This window comes from Petroclostridium sp. X23 (assembly GCF_030013905.1).
GTDB lineage: Bacteria > Bacillota > Clostridia > SK-Y3 > SK-Y3 > X23.
In genome coordinates this window covers 4,295,992-4,317,332 of the sequence record NZ_CP124862.1, presented here as the reverse complement: position 1 = coordinate 4,317,332, position 21,341 = coordinate 4,295,992, and the positions used below count along the sequence as shown (strand labels likewise).

The following is a 21,341-nucleotide window of genomic DNA, read 5'->3' as shown; positions in this document are numbered from 1 at the left end:
ATAAGATTTTATTTACTCTTACATTACTTGAGTACTTCTCTTAGGCCCGGTGAAGATAGTCCGCAAGTCTCCGCAGGCTGTCTTAAAAAGGCTGACATTATGCCATTGCAAAATAATACCAGCCTTTCATGAAAGTTTTAATCTAATGCAATGCGGACTCCTTTGAGATAGAAATATTCATCCAATGAGTAACGACTGCCGTCTTTACCGATACCGCTGTTCTTACATCCACCATGAGGCAGGGATGGTCCGGTGGCAGGTCCATTGACGTTAATGATTCCAAACTGCAGACTGCGGCTTATTTTGCTAACTTCGTTTAAGTCACGGCTCCAGACATAAGATGAAAGTCCGTATTCGGTGTCGTTTGCAAGGACGATAGCTTCGTCCAAATCGTTATAAGGCATAACAGTGAGAATTGGTCCGAAGACCTCCTCACGGAAGGCGAGCATATCAGTTGTTACACCCGTCAGCACGGTTGGCAGGAAGAAATATCCCTTTTCCTTGCCCCCTGGACGTTTGCCGCCGCATTCCACACGGGCTCCCTTAGCAACTGCATCGGCTACGATAGCTTCCATGCATTCTACAGCACTTTTGCTGATCAACGGTCCGGTATTGGCATCATCGTCCATCGTACCACACTTGGCAGTATTGCCCTGCTCGACAGCAAGTTTGACAAATTCGTCATATATACCGCTATGGACAAAGGTACGCTGCGGAGATACACAGGTCTGCCCGGCACATCTCATCTTGTTGCCGATACAGTGGGACACAGCAGCCTTGATGTCGGCATTGGAAGTAACAATAACCGGGGCATTGCCGCCCAACTCGAGTGAGAACCGTTTTATGGAAGTAGCTGAATCGGCAATCATCTTTAAGCCGCCCTCAGAGGAACCGATCATAGTTAACATCGCCGGAATCTTGCTTTCGCTTAGAACCCTTCCGACTTCTTTTGCATCCCCGGCAACGAAGTTGATCACGCCTTTCGGAAAGCCGATGCGGTTCATAATCTCGCCAAGATAAAGGGTGGAAATGGGAGTTTTGGTAGCCGGCTTGATGACGGCGGTACAACCCGATGCTAGAATCGGCCCCAACTTGGTAGCCATATTGTGCATGGGAAAGTTCCATGCCAGTGCAGCGACTACAACACCCAGCGGCTCACGAACCACTAGGTTCATACCATGTCCCCCCGATACGTCACGAACCGTTTCATCATGGTTGCACTTGGCCTGCTCGAGGAAAAAAGTCAGATAGTTATATAGGCTGCCCGTTTCAAATGCGGCATGAGCTCTAAGCTTGCCCGATTCTACCAGAAGCAGCGCCAAGAGGTTATCAGCCTCATCTTTGATAGCATCACGGAGCTTAAGTATCCATTCGCCCCGTTTCTCCAACGACATGGCCGACCAAGCCGGAAAGGCATCACGTGCAGCCTCTAAAGCCATCTCTACCTGCGCTCTGCTTGCAAGAGGAAACTCAGCAACTACCTCCTCTGTACCTGGGCAAAGCACTTTAGAAAGCTTACCTTCGCCAGCAACAAGCTCTCCATTTATGTAATGCTTAAAGGAATTGGTGGGAAGACTAATCTTCATGTTTTACTTCTCCTTTCTCCTTTGATCATTTGCCAATCGTGTTTTCAATTGCATCATCAATCTTCGCTATTTCCTCTGCTGCAAGCTCCCAAGATGCCGCAGCACAGTTCTCGACAGCCTCTCTAGCATCACGCACACCGGTCAAGGCGGTATCAATATAATCCTTCTGAATACTCCAATTAACAGCTATCTGCGCCATCGGAACATTTCTCTCCTCAGCGATCTCATCTAAGGTCTTCAGCAGTTCCATAATCTTTGAAAACTTAGGCTCTCTAAAGTAATCATAGAAGACGTTGCGCATGTCATCTTTTGCATAATTCGGTAGTGTACGGATAGTTCCCGTTAGGATGCCGGCACCCAAAGAGGCGTAGCCCATCGTACCTACACCCTTGGCGTGATATTTTTTAAGCAGATCCTCCCGGGTGCGGTTGACCATCGAATAGGGATACTGTGCGATGTCAAGTCCATCGAGCTCAACTAGTTTATCAGCCAACGGCTCGTCGAAATTGGACATGCCGATATAGCGAACCTTTCCAGCCTTCTGCAGTTCCTTAAGTGTGCCTACCGTTTCCTCAAGGGGAGTTTTAGGATCAGGCCAGTGAATCAGGTAACCATCGAGATAATCGGTATTTAGTCTGGACAGCGTTTCGTCGATAGCCTTCAATATATATCCGCGGCTGCTATCCCTCACTGTACCCAACTCTCTCGGCCGGTTTTCAGGAAAATAGCTCCCGAACTTGGAAACCAGGAATATCTTATCCCGCTTACCCTTGAGGGCTTTGCCAAGAATTCTTTCAGAATCGCCGTCAGCGTAGATAGGAGCAGTGTCGATGAAGTTTACCCCACTATCTATCATTGCGTCAATTGCTTGAATTGCGTCTTTTTCAGCAACGGCACCGAAGTTTTTCCCTCCGAGGGTCCAGGTGCCGAGGCAAATGACAGATAGATCTTCACCGGTTTTTCCAAACTTTTTGTAACGCATAACATCCTCTCCTTCTCATTTAATAAATTAGTAGATTACAGAATTCTACAAAGGTCAGTTTTGCGCAACATGCGCTGTTTTCATTCGAAGTTGCATGCTCCTGTTAATCCTCTAAAATTTCTACAGAGGCAAGCTCCTCCTCGCTCATGCCGTAGTCACGGACTGCGCTTTCCCGGGAGATGTAACCTTCTTCAAGGTCTTTGACCACAAGAGCTCTATCGCGTTCAAGCGGATCGCCGTAGCCGCCGGCACCGGGCATCTGGCATCGCAAGATACCGTTCTCTTCCAAAACAACGCCCGATTTTTTGGAATCAATTACTACCGGCTTGTCGGTTTCAGGGTTCATAATAATCATTCCGGGTTTGCCTGGCTTACCGCCGAAGAGACCCCAAGGTGGTGTCTTATGCCGATCAGCCTTGATGGAAAATTCACTGCTGTGGCCGAGAACACGGATGTCCTTCATCATAGAAAGACCACCACGGTACTTACCGGGACCGCCTGAGTCTCGGACCAGCTTGTATTGCTCGACCATGTACGGAAATTCAATTTCCATACTCTCAATAGGCAGATTTGAAGTATTTGACATGTGAACCTGTACACAACTGAGTCCATCCTTGCAGAAACGTGCACCTGAGCCTCCGCCAAAGGTTTCCATGTAAACGTAATACTCATTATCTTTAGGATTCACACCACCGAAGTAAACACCGGTGATAGAGCTATTGCTGCCCGCGATAACCTTATGAGGAACAACCTTGGACATCGCACCAAAGACCATATCTGCTACACGCTGCGCCGTATCACTACGTCCTGCACAAGCGGCAGGCGCGGTGCAACCAAGAATGCAGCCTGGACGTGTTTTGATCTGTATGGCACGGTAGTAGCCGCCGTTGGTTGGTAAAGAGGGATCGATAATGCTGCGCACGCCATAGTAGACAGCAGCACGAAGAGCGGTCTCGGGCAAATTGATGGCACCTTTGACCTGATCGGGATTGTTGGTAAAATCGAGCAAGATGTCTTCGTCAAGGATTTCAAGCTCTACATTGAGTTTGATAGGACCACTGCCAACACCATCGGAATCGAGATAGTCTGAAAACTCATGCATGCCATTGGGAATCTCTTTAATGGACATACGGATTTTACGTTCAGCGTAACTCAGTAACTCGTCCATGCACTCATTAATGATCTCGGTACCATAACGTCTGAAAATGTCCTCAACACGCTGTACCCCCTTATTGTTACAAGCAAACTGGGCACTGAGATCACCGCGACGGATGTGGTTAACGCGGCAATTAAGCAGGATTAGATTGAGGATGTCCTCATTCAGGACTCCTTCATTGAAAATCTTCACAGGTGGGATACGGATCCCTTCTGCATAAATGGAATCGGAATCTGCAGCATTTGATCCGGGTACGCGTCCACCAACGTCGTTATGGTGGGCGATGTTAGCAACATACGCAACAACCTTGCCGTTCCAGAAAACAGGCGACGCGACGGCAATATCGGGAAGATGGGTACCGCCACCGTTATATGGGTCATTGGCTATAAACATATCACCCGGCTTGATATGATCCATATCAAAATTATTAACGATATTTTCGATGAGACCTAAAAGTGATCCAAGATGCATTGGTATGTGTTCAGCCTGGGCGATAGTATGTCCCTTTACATCAAATACACCACAGGAGCAGTCTTTGCGCTCCTTGATGTTAGTGGAGTACGCAGACTTAACCAGAACCGCGCCCATCTCTTCGGCAATGGACATAAAGGTGTTTCCTATCACCTCCAGAAGGACGCCATTAATCTTCTCACTCATTTATACTCCCCTCCTTCTTATTTTTGTGCAAAGGCATTAATAATGATGTTTCCATAAGTGTCCACCTCAAACCATGTATTTGGTGGGATAACAGTGGTAGAATCCATCTGCTCTACGATACAAGGACCGTCAACTCGTTTAATTATGCCAAGTTTGGAGCGGTCATACACGGGACAAACAACCTTACCTGACTCCTGGAAATAAACCTCTCTGGTGTTTATCACAGCCTTGGAAACATCGTCCATAATGAAGTCTAATTCAGCAAACTTGGGCTTAGAAACAATTCCGATGGCCTCACTGCGGAAGTTAACAATCTGAATAGGCGCCTTAGGATTATAATAGCCGTAGTTCAATTCATGTGCTTTGAAAAAATCTTCCTTCATCTCGGCAATGTCAGCTTCAGTGACGCCGGTAGCAGGAATTTCCACTTGCAGCTCATAGTTCTGGCCCACATAGCGCATCTCAGCAATATTATGAAACTTGCGATTTTCTAATTCGACCTTTTCAGAGACTAGCCATTCATTTCCCTGTTCCATTAAAGTTCCAAGGATACCATTGATAAGTTCGGGTGTGGCCTCGTCGTAACCCAACAGCGAGGTCCTCACATAACTCTTCTTAATATCCGCAGTAAGAAGACCGAAGGCACATAGCGTACCGGGAGACGGCGGAATGAGTACTGTGTTGATACCTATCTCTTGAGCCAGGTGCGCCGCATGCAACGGGCCCGCACCACCATATGCAACCAGAACATAGTCGGATGGGTTGTAACCCTTTTCGACAGTGATAACGCGTACAGCACGTGCCATATTAGAGTTGACGACGCTGATAATGCCTTGTGCTGCCTGCTCAACCGTCATATGCATTGGATCGGCAATTTTATTCTTAATAGCCTTTTGAGAGAGCTTTGCGTTAATTTTGAGCCTGCCGCCGAGAACGTAATTGGGGTTAATACGCCCTAACACAATATTAGCATCAGTGACAACGGGATCCTCATTACCAAGACCATAGGCTACCGGACCGGGATTGGCACCGGCACTTTCAGGTCCGACCTTCAGTGCGCCCGCATTATCGATATGGGCGATACTTCCACCACCCGCACCGACCGCATGCACGTCAATCATAGGAACACCCGAGGGCAGTCCACATACTTTCCGTTTGGTTGTATATTCTGCGATACCGTTATTTACGAGTGAAACGTCAGTACTAGTCCCCCCCATATCATATGTAATAATATTATCAAAGCCCGCTGTTTTCGCAACATGAATCGCCCCGACAACACCGGCGCTTGGGCCAGACAGAGCGGTCTGCACAGGGGTTTGAATAGTAGAGCCAATCGACATAACACCACCGTTAGACTGAGTGATATAGGGCTCAACCTTAACACCAATATCTTTAACACGCTGCTGAAGATTATTAATGTACATTTTCATACGCGGACCGAGATAAGAATTTATTACTGTAGTACTTAGGCGTTCAAACTCACGAAATTCGGGTAGTATGGTAGAGGAAACAGAGTAGTAGACTTCTGGCCACACATCTTTGATACACTCCTCTACAATCTTTTCATTAGAAGAATTGAGAAATGAAAAAAGAAAGCATACTGCTACAGCTTCTACTCCTTTGGACTTGAGTTCCTGTAGAACTGCAACGATCTGGTCAGGGCTGGCCTCTGTGAGAACTGTACCGTCAGCCATAATTCGTTCATCGATTTCAAGACGAAGCGAACGTTTCACTAGCGTTTCGGCCTTATCCTCCATAACATTATATAGGGACGGACGAGTTTGGCGCCCGATCTCCAATAGATCTCGAAAGCCTCGGGTAGTAATAAGAGCTGTCTTGGCGCCCTTCCGCTCGATAATCATATTAGTGGCCACGGTGGTACCATGCCCGAAATATTCAATCTCGGCTGGGGATACATTGTAGAGATCAAGGGTTTCCTTGGTGCCGTTGCTGATAGCTACGGACTGGTCATGCGGGGTGGACGAAAGTTTATAGGTGTAATACTTACCTGTTTCGGAATTTAGAAGCGTGACATCGGTAAAAGTACCACCGACATCAATTCCGATTCTGTACATATCAAAGCACCTCCTCTGAATATATTCGACTTTTCTGCCACCATAGTATGATTATGGCGGCGGCGACAATAGATGGGATCGCCTACTTCATATTGTAATTGTCTATGTCATGGTAAGATTATATCACCCCAAAATAGTTGTAGTCAATACTTTTTTTGTGTGATTTATTAAAAATTTTTCTATGTTTTAGGTAATTGACTATATAAATGTTGTATGTTATACTACTTTTATCAGGTCACATATTGGCAATCTCCATTTCTGTCTGTTTTATTTAGGTTGATAAGTTCAACCCAAATTAAAATAATTATTAGGAGGTAGTTATGGATACTATAGCTAAACCCAAGATTAAAAACAGAGAAGCACTACTTAGCCATGGCGATGTTGAATCTAGAAGGATTGTGCTGAATATTACCGAAGCAACTTTGAACCGGATGGATTCTTATCAGCGTATAAAATCAATCATGCGCGTGAAAGGAACTTCTCTCCATATCGGGGTCAAAAGCTGGGATCTTTCTAAGAAGAAAAATATCTACTTGATTGGAGGAGGAAAAGCCTGCAACGCTATGGTAATGGCCGTTGAGGAGGTACTCGGCGATTGGCTCACAGCAGGTATTGCTGTAGTTAAGATCCTTGAACCCACCGATACTTTCATAAAAACCAGAGTCTATATCGGTGGTCATCCCTTGCCCAATGAGGAGGGAGTCCGAGCATGCAAAGAGATTTTCAAGCTGGTAGACGCGTCATGTACTGACGATCTTTTTATCTGTGTGATGAGCGGCGGTAGTTCCGCGCTGATGAGCTGCCCTGTTGAAGGGCTTACCCTGCAGGATGAAATAGATACAACCGACGTGCTGCTTAAGTCAGGTGCTAATATCGTCGAAATCAATTCGGTCCGGCGACATATTTCGCAAATGAATGGTGGAAGACTAGCAGAGCGGATTGCATCGAAAGGTTCAGAGCTCATCGGCTTTAATATCAGTGACGCAGTTACTAATCCGCCCACTGGGGATATCGGAATCCCATGGTCTGGCTTTTACGGCACCCCGATGGGACCGGACCAGACCACCCTTGAGAACGCGCTGAGAGTCATCCACGATTATGACCTCGCCAGTCGCCTACCGAAGCGTGTTGTACAATATCTGCAATCTTGCGGCTCTAAAGGGGAAACGCCAAAAGCCTTCCCACGTAATACCTATTTCCAGCTCAATACCCTTCCTGATTCCTGTGCCTACGCAAAGGAAATCGCAGAGGATATGGGCCTACCCGTAATGATTTTGACCACTTTCATTGAAGGCGAGAGCAAAGAGGTAGGCTCATTGTTCGCTTCAATCGCCCGTGAAATTCAGTGTTATCATCGTCCTATCGCTCCGCCCTGCGTGGTTTTAAGTGCAGGTGAGGCCACGACAACCATCCTTGATAACAAATCGATCAAAGGACATGGTGGCCCCTCGCAGGAAATGGCCATTAGCTTTGCCTTAGGAGCTCAAAAATCGAAAGGTACCTGCATGTTATCGATAGATACAGAAGGAACGGACGGTACAACACTTGCAGCCGGAGGAATTACCGATTCGAAAAGTGCCGCAGAAGCCTCTAATCACGGTATAGACCTATTCGATGCACTGAGAGGTCACGCCAGCAATGAGGCACTCACTGAAATCGGCAATTGTGTAATTACCGGTAATACAGGCACCAATGTCTGTGATTTTAACATTATGTATGTTCCGGCATTGCATGAATAGAGTTCTCAACGTCACTATATCTCCCACTTAAAGAAACGGCAGTCTTAGTGGCGGTTAGTCATCGCATAAACTAAATAGAAAGTGAGGTATATTATATTGAGTACAAAGATTGAAAGAATCGCTGCAAGACAGATTTTAGACTGCAACTCCCGTCCTGCATTGGAAGTGGACGTGTACACCTATGACGGTGTGATGGGCAGAGGCTCGGCTCCCACAGGCACCTCCGTAGGTAAATATGAATCCTTTATCCTAAGGGACGGTGATGAAAATGATTACCATGGCTTGAGTGTCCATAAGGCAGTTGACATAGTACATAATATAATCGCACCGGCGGTCATCGATATGGATGTACTTGATCAGAAAGCAATAGACGAGGCAATGATCGCTCTCGATGGTACCCCAAATAAGGGGAAGCTTGGCGGAAATTCAATCTACAGCACCTCCATCGCTTGCTACAGGGCAGCCGCAGCCTCTCAGCGCGTCCCATTGTACCGCTACATCGCAGGGGGACCGCCCAAGACTATCCCACTACCGACCTTCAACGTGATTAACGGTGGTAAAAACGGAAATGTTAAGCAGGCCTTCAATGAATTTATGCTGGCACCCTACCGTGCTGACTCGGTAGAGCAAGCGATTTCGATGGCTGTTGCAGTCTCCCAAAGGCTGGAATCGGTGATCACTCGCTATAACAAAGGAGTGCCACCTATGCTGGGCCGTTCCTATGGCTGGGCAGCACCAAGCAACGACCCGTCCGTTGTACTCGAACTGATGGCACAGGCCGTTGAAGAGTGTGGCTTTACTGATAAAATGGCATATGCACTCGACTGTGCATCAACTGAGATGTATGATGCTAAAACAAGTACTTACGAACTTATGGGCAATCGCGTCTCATCGGATGAGATAATCGATTTTGCCAGCGAGCTGACAAAACGTTTCAATCTAGTGTTCATTGAAGACCTTCTTGACGAAGATGACTGGAAGGGCTTTATAAAAGCTAATCAAGAACTGAAACGCACCATTGTGATCGGTGATGACTTTATCGCAACAAACCCGGAAAGGCTAAACAAAGCGTATGAACTCAAAGCTGTGGATGGCTTTATCCTTAAGCCTAACCAGATAGGCACCATCACCGAAGCTCTCAATGCCCATCATTTTGCGGCAGAACGTGGGTTGCTAGTTATCCCTTCCGGCCGTGCAGGCGGTGTTATAGGGGATATCATTGCTGACTTGTCCATCGGCCTGCATTCCAAAATCTCCAAAAACGGCGTGCCCAAAACAGGGGAACGATTGGATAAAATGAATTATCTTCTACGCGCAAGCAGCGAAAACCCCGACAGCCATCTGCATGATCTTTCAAAAATTGTACGCTTCTAGTGATGTTTATATTTTAATCGCATTAAATGTAACCAACGATACTCTTGGAATATAGGCTGATAAGAATGAGCCCTCAAAAATTCCGCTGTATGTTGATTCATAATTATATCGTTACACAATATCTCTGAAAGTGTTGACAAAATATGTTGTATATTATACTATAAAAAAAAACTGTAATGGAGAATGAATATGAACGACTTTACCAGCAACATTAATGAGATATATGATAGCTTGACAAGTATTCAAAAACAGGTGGCTGATTATTTACTACAACATTTAGATGCTGTCGCTTTCAAAAAGCTGGAGGAACTCTCACTTGAAATTGGAGTTAGTACAACTTCTGTCATTCGCTTTGCGCGTTCGCTTGGCTACAATGGTTATGCGGATATGCAGCAGGATCTCCAACAAGGCCTTATCGGCAAGGCAAGTCTTCCAGAGCGGCTGAGTGACTCCATAAAGAATACAAAACAAGATAAGCTGCTTATCGATACCTTCCAAAATGATATCGATAATATCCATGCAACTCTAATGGGTCTCTCAGAGGAGGATTTGTCAAAGGCAGTTTCTGCTATTATTAACGCTAAATCAGTATATGTAGTTGGAAACCGCGGCGCTTTTTCTGTCGCTCATTATATCGCCTATCGTCTTAGCCAGATTAAGACGGGTGTTAGACTGATTCAAGGCATAGGAATGATGTTTCCCGAGGAAATTAGCAATGCGAGTCCGGAGGATGTGTGTATCGCTATTTTAACACCACGTTATTCTAAAATGACTGCGAGCATTGTTTCGTGGTTTAAAAAGCACGGGATAACAGTCATTCTATTTACAAAACAGGGAAATACCGAAATTGATCCTTATGGTGATATCATTCTCCCTTGTTGTACCAATAGCATTTCCTATAAGAGTTCCTTCGTTTCTCTTTTCTGCGTCTGCAACTACCTTTTGGCTGCTGTGGCCTTGGAAGATCACGACCACACGATGAAAGTAATTGCACAAACTGAAGAGATTCTTAATAACGGCTACTATCTGGGTCTTTAGGTGAATGCTGAATATATGGCATAAGAGCTGATTCCTTTAATCACAAACAGCAATGATCTTGCCTGGTTCTCTTTAATAACAGACTAGACAATAAAAGAGCCTTTAAAGGCTCTTTTTGTATTCACTAAATATGTATATATTATTGCAATGTATATGCACCTTTTACCATTACTAATAAATCTTGTTGGGCAGCTAAACCCCTTCCGTCATCAACAGGAATAATTAGCAAGTGATTCGCCGGCATAGCTGTTCCGTTTGGCAGATCTATCCCCTGTGTAACATCCGCTACTCCACCCTTTGCCGTGGCAATAATGGTTGCTTTTCCCATACGCAAAATCACTTCCGTTCCTGCAGCCCCAATCAGTTTCTGACCTTGTGCTACGCTGACAACGGTATATTTATCTCCGCTTGCCGATTGTTGTGGCTCTCCTTGTTTAATCTGGTCCACTTTTTGTGTCAAAGCTGTAAGCTTAGCATTTATGCTCTCCTGTATTTGAGGCACAACAATTTCTTCCAGATAACTTTGGGTAATAATGGGATCTTCTTGGGAACCGGGCTCGGCCACGGCTCCGTATACTATCTGAAAGCCTACCATTACCAATGAAACAATCAATATAAATAATACAATTTTTTTACTATTTGATAGTTCTTTTTTCATTTGCATTTTCTCCCCTTTTCTATGAAAAACCGCAAAACTGAGAGTTGAAATCTTTTCATTTAAGTTATAACTCTACCAACCCAAAACTAATACTTAACGCATCGTTGACTTTTTCCATCAACTCATCATCCAGCCGCCCTATTTTCTCTTTTAGCCGCTTTTTGTCTATGGTTCTAATTTGCTCTAAAAGAATCACAGAGTCTTTTGACAAACCAAATTCTTGAGCATTTATTTCTATGTGTGTAGGCAGTTTCGCTTTATTAATCTGCGAAGTAATCGCAGCGGCTATTACAGTAGGACTATATCTGTTGCCTACATCATTCTGAACAATAAGAACAGGTCTTATTCCTCCCTGTTCCGAACCAATTACAGGACTCAAGTCGGCGTAATAAATATCTCCTCTTTTAACAACCACTTTATTCACACTCCGCTAGTTTTTCCTCATAATTCAACTGCAATTCACTATCAGCATCAAAACACATCTCAGCTAGCTTTAAGTTGATATCAGCCATTTCTTGATAACCCTTTTTCATCTTATCCCGCATCTCTATCCTTCTTCTTTCCCTGATATAAAGTCGCATAGCCTCTCTAACAAATTCACTCCGATTAATCTTTTCTACCGTTACAATGGAGTCAACTTCCTGCAAGAGGCTATCAGGAAGACTTATTAATATCTTCTTAAGGTGTGACAAAAAAACCAAGCCCCCATTCTTAGATTTCTTAGGGAAAACAAAATAATGTACAATGCTTTTGCAGTACAATCGCATATATGATATATATAGACATATATACATTATTATATACTTTTTATATAGGACAAGTCAATAAAATATTAGTGGAAAGTGGATCGTGGGGAGTGGGGAGAATAAATAAACCAACTTTCATCTAATTACTCCTCACTCCTGACTCCTCACTATCATATCAGGTAATTAAGCACTTCAACTACTTCCCCATTCTTTATATAAACCCGCGGTACTCTTTTGCCTATCATACACACAATCTCATAATTGATAGTGCCTAATGCTTTCGCGACATCATCTATTGATATATTTATTCCATTAGAGCTTCCAAATATTACAACCTCATCACCAATATTAATATTGTTAACATCCGTAACATCAATCATACACTGGTCCATACATATTCTTCCGACTACAGGAACAGTCTTCCCACTTGCGATCATTGCCGCTTTACCTGTAAGCACTCTGCTAAACCCATCGGCATATCCCACCGGAATCGTTGCAAGTGTGCTTTTTCTGGCAGTTTTATAGACTCTCCCATAACTGACCGGAACATTACTTTCTACTTCTTGTAAATGTGAAATAACAGATTTCAATTCCATTGCGGGTTTTAGATCTATCTTTTTTTCATCTACTTCATCCGACGGATAAAGTCCATATAGTATGATACCCGGTCTTACCATATCAAGGTGCATTTCAGGAAATTGAATAATCCCGGCACTGTTGCATACATGTTTAATGGGAATATGAAGACCATTCTTCTCCAATCTATTGCAAACCGACATAAATCTTTCAAATTGCAGTCTTGTATAATCAGCGTCTTTTTCATCAGCTGATGCAAAATGAGTGAATATGCCTTCAATCTCTATACCGGGAAGTCTTGAAATATTTAAAACCGTACTAACCGCATCATTGCTGCTGTCAAATCCGATACGGGTCATACCTGTATTAAGCTTGATATGGACTCTGCTTTTTTTTCTTTGTTTAGATGCAGCCATTGAAATGGCCTGAGCCATCGGATAATTATACACGGTTTGTATAATATCCAGCTCAACCAGTTCATCCGCATATTGCTCCGGTGTATATCCCAAAATCATTATCGGTACATGAATTCCATGCGCCCTTAACTGTTTAGCTTCGTCCAGCAAAGCAACAGCCAATCTGTCTGCGCCATTCTCAAGCAATGTTTTCGATACTTCCAGAAACCCATGCCCATAAGCGTCTGCTTTGGTTACTGCCATGATTTCTGCGCTTTCTGATGTAATTTTTCTTATTTCCTTTATATTATGAGCGATATTATCGAGATTAATCTCTGCCCATGTTCTCTTCAAAAACTTCATCATCGGTGAACCCCCAGTTATTCAATCTGAAAAACCTGATCTTCGAATGGTACATCAAATTCAATGTCGATGAACCGAATCGATATGACCGGTTTATTGTTAATATCATAGATTTCCATTCTGTGCGGCAGAAGTAACTTGTTTTCAATCCACAAACTCTGGCTGAATCTATATATGCTGCTGCCAGGTATATCTGCTTTTAGCAAGGTATATCTGCCTTCTTTTTCACCTGATGCAGTTACTGAAGTTTTCTCTGATTTGTAATATGCCTCAAAAAAGTCCGGAAGAAAGACATATGATTCGCCAATAGGATTAAAGTTTAATAGAGTGAACTTCCCCTTGATCTCAGGATGCAAGGTGGTAACATTTCCGGATGAATATACTGTTACCAGTCCTTTCACTTCTTCCGGCTCCAGCATTTCTACCTTGTAATTATCAGGAGCTTTATAATATTGTTTCAGCCTGTATTGTCTTACTGTCCTATTACTAGTGATATTCATAAACATTTCACATTTGTAGCTTTCGATATCCTTATACTTTTCATAAATCCGTGTATATGTATCTGCGATCTCATCGTTATTACCGCATGAGCACAGTATTGTCATTAGTGTAAGCAGCAGTAAAAAGTACTTACACCTTTTCAATGGATTCCCTCCTGACTATTAATTATAAGTGAGGAGTGGGGAGTGGGGAGTGAGGAGTTTTTATTTACTCCTCACTCCCCACTCCTCACTCTCTATTGTATCAGTGTTTTAATGATATCGCTACAACTTACGATTCCAACCAGCTTATCATTTTTGAGGACAGGTACACTGCTTATTCCCTCGTGGGCAAGAATGCGTGCAGCTTCATTTACATTATCTTCTTCTTGAATAGTAACAACATCTTTGCTCATCATTTCCTCTACTTGTGTCGCTGTCAGCTTTCTCAATTCCGTTTGATATTCATCGACCCCGTCAAGAAAAATAATGCCTCCTAAATATTCTACTGTAGCCGGTGCAGTAGGATTCACATCCTTGTATATCAAATCTTTTTCTGAGACGATACCAACTACACAGTTGTTTTCATCTACAACAGGTACACTGGTAATTCTTTTATCTACCATAATATGTGCCACTTCTTCAATAGTCGCATTTCTAGCAACGCCTACTACATCTGAAGTCATAATTTCTTTTACCTTCATGCAAATTCCTCCTATGGAGGCTCATTTTCCGAGAGCGAGTTGCTGTAACACCGCTGGGATACCATTTATTATGTCTGAGGCTATCAGACCGTATTCTCCTTTTTCAAAAGCCTGCAAATCACCTGCAGCACCATGAATGTATACTCCTGCTACCGCAGCATCGAACGCCTCTAAACCTTGGCCTATCAGAGATGCAATAACACCGGCAAGCACATCTCCAGTACCGCCGGTCGCCATCCCCGGATTACCGGTACAATTGATGAATACTTCGCCATTGGGATGTGCAATAATTGTCCTGGCTCCTTTTAATACTACAGTCACATTCCACTGTGCAGCAAAATTTTTAGCTATTTCAATTCTATCTGCCTCAATGGATGGGATTTCCAGCCCTGTTAACCGTGACATCTCTCCAGGGTGCGGGGTAATAATAATAGGGCACTTACACTCTTTTAATACATTTATATTCGCAGACAGCGCATTTATACCATCCGCATCAATAACAACAGGGATATTACTTTGTCTTAAAACAGCTTCCAAAATGTCTGCTATTCCCTGATTCACTGATAATCCGGGACCAAATACCAATACGTCTGTTTTTCTCATTTTATCAAGAATTTTATCTATACTGCTGTATACCAATATCCCATCATCATCTTCTTCTAAAGGGAGCGTCATTACTTCTGTAAGCTTTATTTCCATTACAGGATTAAGACTTTTAGGTATTCCTACGGTAACCAGCCCCGCTCCAGCCCTGACTGCTGCCAATCCCGCTAAAGCTGCTGCTCCTGTCATACCGGTTGACCCTGCGATTATTAAAACCTTCCCATAATCCCCCTTATTCGAATTAGCAATACGCACCGGAAGTAAGCCTTTAATATAATCTTTTTCTATAGTATTAATATTTATATTCTGCTGTTGAATTATACTCATTGGAATAGATATATCCGAAACTACCAGATGACCGACATAGTCTGCTGCCGGATAATTAAGTAAACCTACTTTAGGCAAAACAAAACTAACTGTCTTATTTGCATTCACGCACGAACCGCATATTTTTCCAGAATCTCCGTTAATCCCACTGGGGATATCTACCGAAAGCACACACCTGCCGGAAGAGTTAATCAGATCAAAGATGGCCGCAACGGCATCGGATACAGTTCCTTTTATTCCTGTACCAAAAATCGCATCCACCACCATGTCACATAAATACAGGCTTGCAGCAATCTCTTCCAAATACTGTCCGTCTACCGACTGTATAATCTTAACACCTAGCTTTTGTATGATTTTAAAATTAGTGAGTGCATCTCCTTTTATATCTTTCGTCTCAGCCACCAATACAACTAAAACATTGACCCCGGCATTAAATAAGTGCCGCGCGATTACGAATCCATCACCACCGTTGTTTCCTCTTCCACAAAAAATGATAACACTTTTATAACTTAGTTCTCCTAATGTCTTCTTTATCTCTTCTACAACTGTTAATCCGGCATTCTCCATTAAAACAACACCGGGAATTCCTATTTTTTCTATAGCATCATTATCGATTTTCCGCATGGTACTACAACTTGCCACTTTCAAACGATCACTCCCTCTCCGCTATAACATTAGCGGCAGCATATTGTCTGCAGTGAGATATGGATACGTGAATTTTTGAGATTTCCAACTCCTGCATTACAGCAAAAGCATTGTTAAACAAATTAATATAAGGCTTCCCTACCGGATCTCTTAATACCTCCACATCTTTTAGCGTAAAGTTTCTAATCCCCGTTCCCAAAGCCTTTGAAAACGCCTCTTTAGCAGCAAAGTTTCCGGCAATCACTTCATACCTGTTGTTTCTCTCTTTAAAATAATCTTGCTCATTTTCGGTAAAAAACCTTTGGACAAAAGCGCTATTCTTCATTATTGCCCGGGAAATTCTATCAATTTCGACAATGTCTATACCTATACCAACGATCAATTTCATCATCACTCCCTTATTGGTTCACGGTTCACAGTTCACAGAACGCCTTAATAAGTAAGCAAACATCCAATATTTTTCGATCTTAATGTTCCTACCTGTCCTAATAAAATATTTAAAATCATTCATTCTCATTTTAATATTCATAGCAATTTTATTGTTGTGTTAATTATTTAATACTACCTCTGACTGTTGTGAACTGTGAACTAAAGAAACTTTTTATCCAGCCGTTCTAATTCTTCGCCGCCCAATAAATCATGAAAATAGGAATATGCATTGGTAACCAATTCACTTAATTCCTCTTTCTCAGCTACCGCTTGTTTTAACCTGTTTTTCATTTGTTCTATTTCTGTTTCCAATTCTAAAACTTTTTTTTGTCCCGTTCCTATTTTTATATAGATCTCTTTTACCGTTTCTTCCAGTAGTTGAAGATTCGCTTCTTTAATTCTATCAGGAATAGTATCCAATCCGTGTTCAATCACAGTTATCCGTTCATTCACTCGGTTTATTTCTTTTTGACAGTCCTGCATCTCCTGCAACGCTAATGGATTGTGTTTGTCATATGCTTCTTCTGTAAGTTCCATGATCCGTGCCATGCATCTCTTTTTTGATTGAGCTATGTCTTTGCTCTCGCTCATTAGGCGTGACTGCTCTTTCAAGAGTTCCCTTAATATAGTTTCACACTCAACAATATTCTTGCTTTTTTCTTGTATCTTAAACAACGCATTCCATCTTTCATCTACAATCAGTAATGAAATATCATTTTTTCTCAATACTTTTTTGTCGAAATTAATTGTTTTCTTTTTTGTAAATTTATCAAGCAGGCCCACTCATTATCGCAACCTCTCATAAAGTCATTTAATAATATTATCGGTTTATTTAGGATGTATTGTTATAGTTCAATCGTATTATTTTTATTATACCAGTGCTGTTCTCATGTTAAAAGTATGGATAACAAAAAATTCCTCCTTTTTATTCAAAAGGAGGAATTTTTCCTATCTATTATTATTCACCCATTAACAGGGTTGGAACGGACATGACTACCTCAGGTACAAAAGACACCATATAAACAACACTAATATTCCATCAACTTGATCTGCATCTTAAAGTGACCTATCTATAGCTTTAAACCTGTTACTGTAAATCTGTGAACTGTGAACCAATACCTAGTCAAATACCTTATCCTCAAATCCATTTGCTTTTGCCCATTGAGTATAATTCTCCTTCTCCTTCAGGTTATTATTTAATACCTTCCAGATATCCTCGCTTTCAAATCCTCTTCTCCATGCTGCTGCTCCAGCAAGATCATATTTGTGTACCAGTGAAGATTTAAGATTGATAGACTGCGCATCTTCCAGCCATATTCTATAAACGGCTTGTCCTTCTTTGTATTCTGCATAGTTTTGCCCGCTTTTTTCATCCCATGTGACAACCGCATTTTTTTCCTTTATTATTTTTTGTGCCGTATCCATAGAAATCGCACGTGAAGAAACTTTTTTCTTCCCGTCAACAGTCTCTTCCTTCCATTCTCGGGTGTAGAAAGGAAGCCCTAATAACAGCTTTTCAGAAGGAATTTCATTTAAAAGCTTTTCAATTCCATACTCCACCCATGATAACTGCGCAACCGATCCGGCAGTGGGACTTGATGCCCAATGCTGATCATATGTCATGACAGCCATATAATCCAGCACCTCCGCCAAAGCCTTTCTATCGTAACACATAGACCAATTTTCACTTGAAGATTTCACTGTCACATCCATAGATACGATCAGGCCCTGTTCCTTAAGCATTGGTACCAATTCACGCACAAACTGCGTAAGCATATCTTTATCCTTGAGATACACATTTTCAAAATCAATATTGATGCCATCTAACTGATACAGCTTCGCATAAACGAGAATCTGCTGTACGATCTTTTCCCTTGTTTCAGAATTATTTAGAATAATATGTGTAAGATCAGGGTCAAAACTGTTAGTTACCACTCCCCACACTTTATATCCCTTTTCATGTGCCCAATTCACATACGTTACATCTCCTTTGTTTGCTACCGTTCCCTGCTTGTCCACCACAGAAAACCAGGTAGGAGACACCACATCCAGTCCTTCAATTTTTTTCACTCCAGACATATCCGGGGTACTTCGATGGACATATTCCCACACTAAGTTTATTTTACCGTTTTCCGGTTTCCACTTTGGCGCAGACTGCGGCTGCACACCGACGGATTTTACTGCTTCTTGGTATACCTTCACAAAGCGCTTTTCTATATATCCTAATATGCCATCATCAGTCCTTACTCTATACCACCTATCTCCATATTCTTCGAATGCTCTCATCGTGTATCCGGTCTTTAAATCATTTAAAAATACGGGCGCCTTAATGGAAGGGTTCTTCCGAATCACTGCATGATCTGAAATCACTTCCGCCGTTTGTTTGAAGCTGCCTTTATAGTCTACTATTACCACGTTATTCGTCTCTATCCATTCTATCTCTATTCCAAACAAAGTACTTAAAAACTGTATAGGAACATACGGAACCTCATCAACAAGTCTTACAGGTATATTCAAGTCCACCGGCCGAGCATTGACCATCGCTGTCAGATTGTCGGTTCTCATTTTTATTACTTTATCAGATGTTGTAAATATCACTTTCTGATTACTATCATCCCAATATACTTTCGGATCGAAATATTCCTTAATAACAGGAAGAGACAATAGTATTTCTCCATTCTCGATGACCGGAGCTTCTTTTTCCTTAACCAGCTCTCCTTCAATAATTAATTGTATTTCGCCGGAATGCTTTGTGGAAACAACTGTGTAGTTAGGCCATAAATAATATGCGATACTGGCTGCGGCTAGAACAGTAACCATGAGTAGAATAATTAGAAGCCTCTTCATACATATCAACCCTTACTATAAAAAATTTGTACTTATAAATCCCCTTTTATTCTACAGTATAGCATATTTTTGGATGTTTTTCATTGGTAGAATTAACTTCATCGGATAATAACATATGGAGATACTCCGTCGATTTGGACGAAATATCCCCATATGTTATCTTTCATCTACTTATAAGTTAAACTTTCTTACCGCAGTATTCATTTCCTCAGCCATATCGGATAATATCTCGGCTGAAGAAGATACTTCTTCTAGACTTGCTGTCTGCTGTTCAACCGTAGCAGAGATATTCTCACTAGCCGCAACATTTTCAGTAATAACTTGTCCTATCTGAGCCATACTTTCACTTATATTATCAATTCCTTGCAGGAGCTGTTTCAATTCACTATTTATAGTCTGAATATCCGCGTCCACTACGTTATTCGCTTGCTCAATTGACTCAAAATAACTCTTAGCTTGCTGCGCAACCTTATTGCCTGCCAGTACCTGTTGCAAACTTATCTGCATCTTTTCGTTCATGGTACTTGATTCCACTTGTACGCTTTTAATGATATCGCCAATCCTTTTAGATGACGCAATAGATTCTTCTGCCAGCTTACGAATCTCATCAGCGACTACAGCAAATCCTCTTCCTGCTTCACCGGCTCTTGCTGCTTCGATAGAAGCGTTCAGCGATAGCAAATTTGTCTGAGAAGAAATAGAAGACATCGTGTTTAAAATCTTGTTCATTTCTTTAGAACTGATATTCAATCTTTCAGTAGCTTGTGAAGCGTCGTTAATAGACATATTAACAGCTTCCAATTGGGAAATAAATCGGTTGATACAATGGTTCCCCTCTCCTGCAAGCTGTACAGACTCATTTGCACTCTTTAGAATCTTATCGGAGCTTGCAGCTATATCACGAGATGTTTGCTGCATATTTTCTACTGATTTAACAGTATTCTTCGTTTCATCATTCTGCATATGTATGCCTGCTGCCATCTGTTCAATAGAAGCAGCTATTTCTTCTGCTCCTTTACTGTTTTGCTGCGCACTTTCGCTCAACTGATCTGCCGCAGAATACACCTTACCGCTTACATCATAGACTTTTTTTATAATCTCTTTAAGATTATCTACCATTCTGTTAAATGCTTCTGTTAATTCCATAACCTCATCATTCGTCTTCACCTTAAGCTTTTCAACGGTTAGATCACCTGAGGCAACCATACCGGCATGTAAACTTAAGGCTTTTATTGGCTTGGCGATATTAGTAGATATCGCCCATGTACTTAATATTGAAAAAATAAGTACAAAAACCAGTATAACGATATTTAGTATGATCGTCTTTGTAAATTCAGCTTTGATTTCCTGCTTTATTAAATCACTTTCTTTTAATTCAATCAATATAAGCTGCTGGATATTATTCCGAATAAAACCAGCTATTTTTGCAATATTGTCTCTATGAGCCAACGCCTGGGTTAGCTTCTTCTCATTTATTATGCCTTCCGCTATAGAAACTTCTTCCACCAATGTTTCCATAAGTCTTTCTACTGAATCAATCTTACTCAGGCCTTCCTGATCCTTTAAATTGTCATGTATCGTTTGAATATACTGCTGAATTTCACCAATCAATTGATTATGCTTTGACTGCTCGAATTCGGTTTTCCCTAAAATAACATTGCCAAGGTTTGTTCCAATTTCACCAACCTGATCAAAAATATTATTTGCATATATAATATTGCTTAAAACAGTGTCATACTGTTTATTAAAACTTGCTGAATTAATCATTAGAGAGATATTCAGATATGCTGTCAGCAATATCACAACCGCAAAGGCTAAAATGATTTTACTGTTTATTGATAGTTTTAACTGCATTTTTCTTTCTTTTCTGTTGAGGCTTTTGTTATCAGGGATTTTATGTTTGCTTTTATTCTTTTCCTTCTTTAATTTATTCTTCTTAGCCGGTATTTTCAACATCATCTT

General features: G+C 41.9%; 18 protein-coding genes. 3 read left to right on the top strand and 15 right to left on the bottom strand.

The window, feature by feature from the left end; all coding sequences use genetic code 11:
* Positions 1 to 137: 137 nt before the first annotated feature.
* The 4 genes from QKW49_RS20225 to QKW49_RS20210 all read right to left on the bottom strand — a co-directional run bounded on the left by QKW49_RS20225 (position 138) and on the right by QKW49_RS20210 (position 6,456).
* On the bottom strand, positions 138 to 1,586 hold the full coding sequence (locus QKW49_RS20225; protein ID WP_282864446.1) for an aldehyde dehydrogenase family protein: 1,449 nt from the start codon (positions 1,584 to 1,586) through the stop codon (positions 138 to 140).
* Between the two features lie 25 nt (positions 1,587 to 1,611).
* The gene (locus QKW49_RS20220) at positions 1,612 to 2,568 is read right to left on the bottom strand and encodes an aldo/keto reductase (RefSeq protein ID WP_282864445.1); all 957 of its coding nucleotides are present in this window, start codon (positions 2,566 to 2,568) and stop codon (positions 1,612 to 1,614) included.
* Between the two features lie 103 nt (positions 2,569 to 2,671).
* The gene (locus tag QKW49_RS20215) at positions 2,672 to 4,381 is read right to left on the bottom strand and encodes a hydantoinase B/oxoprolinase family protein (RefSeq protein ID WP_282864444.1); all 1,710 of its coding nucleotides are present in this window, start codon (positions 4,379 to 4,381) and stop codon (positions 2,672 to 2,674) included.
* Between the two features lie 17 nt (positions 4,382 to 4,398).
* Positions 4,399 to 6,456 carry a hydantoinase/oxoprolinase family protein gene (locus QKW49_RS20210; RefSeq protein ID WP_282864443.1) on the bottom strand — a complete coding sequence of 686 codons (2,058 nt, stop codon included), beginning with the start codon at positions 6,454 to 6,456 and terminating at the stop codon, positions 4,399 to 4,401.
* Positions 6,457 to 6,776: 320 nt separating this feature from the next.
* Between QKW49_RS20210 and QKW49_RS20205 the strand changes: the two genes are divergently transcribed.
* The 3 genes from QKW49_RS20205 to QKW49_RS20195 all read left to right on the top strand — a co-directional run bounded on the left by QKW49_RS20205 (position 6,777) and on the right by QKW49_RS20195 (position 10,607).
* Entirely contained in the window at positions 6,777 to 8,195 is a 1,419-nt protein-coding gene (locus QKW49_RS20205; RefSeq protein WP_282864442.1) for a DUF4147 domain-containing protein, read from the top strand.
* A gap of 96 nt (positions 8,196 to 8,291) precedes the next feature.
* The gene (locus QKW49_RS20200; protein ID WP_282864441.1) at positions 8,292 to 9,569 is read left to right on the top strand and encodes an enolase C-terminal domain-like protein; all 1,278 of its coding nucleotides are present in this window, start codon (positions 8,292 to 8,294) and stop codon (positions 9,567 to 9,569) included.
* A 189-nt stretch (positions 9,570 to 9,758) separates the two neighbouring features.
* Entirely contained in the window at positions 9,759 to 10,607 is an 849-nt protein-coding gene (locus tag QKW49_RS20195) for a MurR/RpiR family transcriptional regulator (protein WP_282864440.1), read from the top strand.
* A 139-nt stretch (positions 10,608 to 10,746) separates the two neighbouring features.
* Here QKW49_RS20195 and QKW49_RS20190 read toward each other — a convergent pair whose 3' ends face one another.
* From QKW49_RS20190 to QKW49_RS20140, 11 genes are all read right to left on the bottom strand, one after another.
* Positions 10,747 to 11,265 (bottom strand): hypothetical protein, encoded by a 519-nt coding sequence (locus QKW49_RS20190; RefSeq protein WP_282864439.1) that lies wholly within the window; start codon positions 11,263 to 11,265, stop codon positions 10,747 to 10,749.
* 64 nt (positions 11,266 to 11,329) lie between these two features.
* The gene (locus QKW49_RS20185; protein WP_282864438.1) at positions 11,330 to 11,680 is read right to left on the bottom strand and encodes a type II toxin-antitoxin system PemK/MazF family toxin; all 351 of its coding nucleotides are present in this window, start codon (positions 11,678 to 11,680) and stop codon (positions 11,330 to 11,332) included.
* Between the two features lies 1 nt (position 11,681).
* A complete protein-coding gene (locus tag QKW49_RS20180; RefSeq protein WP_282864437.1) occupies positions 11,682 to 11,957 on the bottom strand; it encodes a ribbon-helix-helix protein, CopG family in 276 nt (91 codons plus the stop codon).
* A gap of 224 nt (positions 11,958 to 12,181) precedes the next feature.
* Positions 12,182 to 13,348 (bottom strand): alanine racemase, encoded by a 1,167-nt coding sequence (gene alr / locus QKW49_RS20175; RefSeq protein WP_282864436.1) that lies wholly within the window; start codon positions 13,346 to 13,348, stop codon positions 12,182 to 12,184.
* A 14-nt stretch (positions 13,349 to 13,362) separates the two neighbouring features.
* Complete coding sequence (locus QKW49_RS20170; RefSeq protein ID WP_282864435.1) at positions 13,363 to 13,989, bottom strand: hypothetical protein; 627 nt, start codon at positions 13,987 to 13,989, stop codon at positions 13,363 to 13,365.
* A gap of 92 nt (positions 13,990 to 14,081) precedes the next feature.
* The gene (locus QKW49_RS20165) at positions 14,082 to 14,528 is read right to left on the bottom strand and encodes a CBS domain-containing protein (RefSeq protein WP_282864434.1); all 447 of its coding nucleotides are present in this window, start codon (positions 14,526 to 14,528) and stop codon (positions 14,082 to 14,084) included.
* Positions 14,529 to 14,549: 21 nt separating this feature from the next.
* The gene (locus tag QKW49_RS20160; protein ID WP_282868197.1) at positions 14,550 to 16,100 is read right to left on the bottom strand and encodes an NAD(P)H-hydrate dehydratase; all 1,551 of its coding nucleotides are present in this window, start codon (positions 16,098 to 16,100) and stop codon (positions 14,550 to 14,552) included.
* A 10-nt stretch (positions 16,101 to 16,110) separates the two neighbouring features.
* The gene (gene acpS / locus QKW49_RS20155) at positions 16,111 to 16,485 is read right to left on the bottom strand and encodes a holo-ACP synthase (protein WP_282868196.1); all 375 of its coding nucleotides are present in this window, start codon (positions 16,483 to 16,485) and stop codon (positions 16,111 to 16,113) included.
* A 206-nt stretch (positions 16,486 to 16,691) separates the two neighbouring features.
* Positions 16,692 to 17,315, bottom strand: coding sequence for a hypothetical protein (locus QKW49_RS20150; RefSeq protein ID WP_282864433.1), 624 nt, complete (start codon positions 17,313 to 17,315; stop codon positions 16,692 to 16,694).
* Between the two features lie 336 nt (positions 17,316 to 17,651).
* Positions 17,652 to 19,379 carry a glycosyl hydrolase family 18 protein gene (locus tag QKW49_RS20145; RefSeq protein ID WP_282864432.1) on the bottom strand — a complete coding sequence of 576 codons (1,728 nt, stop codon included), beginning with the start codon at positions 19,377 to 19,379 and terminating at the stop codon, positions 17,652 to 17,654.
* 171 nt (positions 19,380 to 19,550) lie between these two features.
* A complete protein-coding gene (locus QKW49_RS20140; protein WP_282864431.1) occupies positions 19,551 to 21,338 on the bottom strand; it encodes a methyl-accepting chemotaxis protein in 1,788 nt (595 codons plus the stop codon).
* Positions 21,339 to 21,341 lie beyond the last annotated feature (3 nt).